5 protein-coding genes and 1 other annotated feature are annotated in these 4,037 nt (G+C 33.4%); all 5 genes read left to right on the top strand.

Features of this window, described 5'->3' with window-relative positions; all coding sequences use genetic code 11:
* On the top strand, positions 1-317 hold a 317-nt coding region (locus AC2LE6_RS08550), incomplete at its 5' end, for a rhodanese-like domain-containing protein (RefSeq protein ID WP_484478838.1).
* Between the two features lie 68 nt (positions 318-385).
* On the top strand, positions 386-832 hold the full coding sequence (locus AC2LE6_RS08555; RefSeq protein ID WP_484478839.1) for a hypothetical protein: 447 nt from the start codon (positions 386-388) through the stop codon (positions 830-832).
* Positions 833-898: 66 nt separating this feature from the next.
* Positions 899-1,114 (top strand): YgaP family membrane protein, encoded by a 216-nt coding sequence (locus AC2LE6_RS08560; RefSeq protein WP_484478840.1) that lies wholly within the window; start codon positions 899-901, stop codon positions 1,112-1,114.
* Between the two features lie 69 nt (positions 1,115-1,183).
* Positions 1,184-1,391 (top strand) — a binding site (T-box leader).
* A 36-nt stretch (positions 1,392-1,427) separates the two neighbouring features.
* Complete coding sequence (locus AC2LE6_RS08565) at positions 1,428-1,604, top strand: hypothetical protein (protein ID WP_484478841.1); 177 nt, start codon at positions 1,428-1,430, stop codon at positions 1,602-1,604.
* A 40-nt stretch (positions 1,605-1,644) separates the two neighbouring features.
* The coding region (locus AC2LE6_RS08570; protein ID WP_484478842.1) for a valine--tRNA ligase at positions 1,645-4,037 on the top strand (2,393 nt) is incomplete at its 3' end.

Raw genomic sequence — 4,037 nt, forward strand, 5'->3', positions numbered from 1 at the left:
ATACTGATGTTACTCCTGAGGAATTAAAAGAAATGCTTAAGGAGAAAGACAAATATCAGTTTGTGGATGTACGTACGAAACAAGAGTATAAACATGGACATGTGAAGGGGTTTAACAAGAATATTGATTACTACAAGTTTTTACGTAATCAAACGATGTTAGACAGAATTGATCATGAGAAACCAGTTGTAATTATGTGTCAAACAGGATCAAGAAGTGCTGGTGCTTGTCATATGCTTGCTAAAAGAGGACATAAAGAGGTTTATAATTTCAGAAAAGGTATTAGAATCTGGAATGGGACTATAACTAAAAAATAAAACTCACAGATGTGAGTTTTTTTGTTATAATGAGTTTAGTATATTGAAATGAAGGTTTGGTGAGTAATATGTTAGATAGAATTATAAGATTATTATTAATAGCTATATCAATCTATTTTGTAGTTATAACAGGTATGTTTATTAAGTTTGATATAGAACATGAGATGTTGAATGGGATCTATGTAACACTATTTTTGGTTGTGTTTACAATATGTATCATATTACTTAATTTCATTTATAATAAGAATTACTCAAAGTATTTTATATTTCCAGTATGGATTAGCACAGTACTTGGTGTAACGACGTTTTATCAAGTATTCATTAAATACTCAATGACAGAACTTAGTAATGAAGTTCTATACGGATTTGATTATTATATATATCATACGTTCTTCAGAGCATATGAGTTCCAAACATTCCAAACTCCATATGCAATATCGTATTTAATCTTTGTAGGTTTACTATTGATTGGGTCTATAATTGCAAGTAAAGTAATCAAAGAAAAAATAATATAAAAACTATTTTGTATTCGAACTAATATCTTGTATACTAATAATAGAAAATATTACTAGGAGGAAATTATGTTTGTAGTGAATGGTAAAGGTTCTTTGGTACGTTTAGTCGCAGGATTTTTTGTATTAGGAAGTGTTTTATTAGAGTATTTCAATATTTTAAATGGTGCGATCTATTTCACAATGTTTGTTGGTGCTATGTTAATGATTAGTGCACTTACAGGTTTTTGTCCAATGGAGTTAATATTAAAAGCATTAAAAGTTGAAGAAAAGAAAGTTCAATAAGAAGATAGGAAACTATCTTTTTATTTTATCAAAATCTTTACAAGTATATATACATATGTTAATATTACTGTAAATACAGCGAATTAGAGGAGTAAATGACATAATTCTTATAGAGAGCAAGTGGTTGGTGAAAACTTGTAGAATGAGTTATTGAAGGTAGCTAAGGAGTAGCTATAATGAATGGAGTAGTTATAGACGTAATCCCCGCGTTATGGGTTCGAGTGCCGAGAAATCGGAACATAGGTGGTACCACGGATTATTATAGTTCGTCCTTATTTTAGGACGGGCTTTTTTTATTATAGGAGGTTATTGTATGAAAACATCTAAAAAAGTATACAGAGCTATTGCAACACTAATACCTGTAGTTGGATTTTTAGTCATCCCGCTATCGTTTAGTAATGGAAATGATTTATTCGGATATATCTATATTGTAGTCGCAGTCTTCTGTGTTGCGTATTTATGGTTTGATGATCCATTTGAAGGTAAATAATTAAGTGAAAATAGAAAGAGCATATATAGGAGGAAACAAAATGAAAGAATTAGAGAAAAAGTATAATCATTTAGAAGTAGAAAAAAACAAATACGACTTCTGGCTAGAAGGCGGATATTTTAAGAGCGGTGACAAAACAAAAGAACCGTTTAGTATCGTGATTCCTCCACCAAATGTCACAGGTAAGTTACACCTAGGACATGCATGGGACAACACCTTACAAGATTTAATCATTAGACGTAAAAGAATGCAGGGATACGATGCTTTATACCTACCAGGTATGGATCATGCTGGTATTGCTACTCAAGCTAAAGTAGATGCGCGTTTACGTGAAGAAGGTACAAACAGATATGAAATAGGTAGAGAGAAGTTCCTAGAAAGAGCGTGGGAGTGGAAAGCTGAATATTCAGATCACATTAGAGAACAATGGTCTGCCCTTGGTATAAGTGTAGATTATGATAAAGAACGTTTCACATTAGATCAAGGATTAAATGACGCGGTAAATCATGTATTTATCAAATTATTTGAAAAAGGTCTAATCTATAGAGGAGAACGTATTATAAACTGGGATTGCCAAGCAAAAACAGCGTTGTCTAATATTGAAGTAGAACACAAAGAACTAGAAGGAGCATTCTATTTCTTTAAATATATGTTAGAAGATGGATCTGGATTCTTAGAAATCGCTACAACTCGTCCTGAAACAATGTACGCAGATACTGCGTTAATGGTCCATCCAGAAGATGATCGTTTCAAAGACTTCGTTGGTAAAAAAGCATTTATCCCAGGAACTGACAGACTAATCCCAATCATTGAAGATGATTATGTGGATAGAGAATTTGGGACAGGGTGCGTTAAAGTAACGCCAGCACATGATCCAAATGACTTTGAAGTTGGTAAAAGACATGGTCTTGATATGCCTTTATGTATGGAAGAAGACGGGTCTATGAACAGTATGGCTCATAAATACGAAGGTATGGATCGTTTCGCATGTAGAAAACAATGTGTCGCAGATTTAAAGGAATCAGGATTATGTACAAAAGTAGAGAAACTGATTCATAATGTAGGACACAGTGAACGTACAGGTGTCATTGTTGAACCAAGACTTAGTAAACAATGGTTCGTAAACATGGAACCACTAACGACAAACGCAACTAATGATTCAAAAGTAGAATTTACACCTTCACGTTTCGAAAAAACATTCCTACGTTGGATGGATGGAACATATGATTGGTGTATTAGTAGACAATTGTGGTGGGGACATAGAATTCCTGCATGGTATAAAGGTGAAGAAGTTAAAGTTCAAATCGAAAATCCTGGTGAAGGATGGAAACAAGACGAAGACGTACTAGATACATGGTTTAGTTCTGCGTTATGGCCATTTAGTACTCTAGGTTGGCCAAACGAAACCGAAGACTTCAAACGCTACTATCCAAACTCAGTAATGGTTACTGGATACGACATCATCTTCTTCTGGGTAGCTCGTATGATATTCCAAGGATTAGAATTCACAGATGAATCACCATTTGAAAAATGCTTGATTCACGGTTTAATCCGTGATCAAGATGGTCGTAAGATGTCTAAGTCTTTAGGTAATGGTGTTGATCCACTTGAAATCAAAGAAAAATACGGAATTGATACTCTGCGTTACTTCCTAACGACAAATAGTGCTCCAGGTATGGATTTACGTTTCGAAATTGAAAAAGTAGAATCATCATGGAACTTTATTAATAAACTATGGAACATCTCTAGATTCACACTAATGAATCTAGGAGAATTCACAATAGAAGATATCGAGATAGATACAGATGAATTATCATTAGTAGATAAATGGATATTAGCAAAACTACACAATACTATTAAAGATATGGATTATAACTACGAGAAATTCGAATTCGGTGAAGCAGCACGTAGTATTCACCACTTCTCATGGGAAGACTTCGCAGCTTGGTACGTTGAAATTGCTAAGTTATCTTTAAACAGTGATAATGAATCAGACATTCAAAGAACAAAAAGTATTCTAAGTTACGTACTGTTAGATATCATGAAACTATTACATCCGTTCATGCCGTTTGTAACAGAAGAAATATACCAACAAATCCCTCATTTAGAAGAGAGTATAATGATTTCTTCTTGGCCTGAAGCAATTCTTGAATTTGACAACGAAAAAGCAATAAAAGATTTCGAAATCATTCAAGAACTAATCAAATCAGTTAGAAACGTTCGTGCTGAATATAACGTTGCACCAAGCAAACAAATAGATGTTATCATAAAACCTGCATCTAAAGAGATACAAGAACTACTAGAAAGCAACATGGAGATACTAAATAAGTTTGTAAACCCTGAAATCTTTACGATTTCGCTGAATCCTGAACTTGGAAAAGACGTAGTTTCAGTAGTACAAACAGATTTAGAAATTTACTTGCCACTAGGTAG

This window comes from Candidatus Izemoplasma sp., assembly GCF_982632705.1.

What these genes read in the sequence shown, in the direction of transcription:
- AC2LE6_RS08560 (WP_484478840.1), top strand. Translation starts at nt 899, where the DNA reads ATGTTTGTAGTGAATGGTAAAGGTTCTTTGGTACGTTTAGTCGCAGGA.
- AC2LE6_RS08565 (WP_484478841.1), top strand. Translation starts at nt 1,428, where the DNA reads ATGAAAACATCTAAAAAAGTATACAGAGCTATTGCAACACTAATACCT.
- AC2LE6_RS08555 (WP_484478839.1), top strand. Translation starts at nt 386, where the DNA reads ATGTTAGATAGAATTATAAGATTATTATTAATAGCTATATCAATCTAT.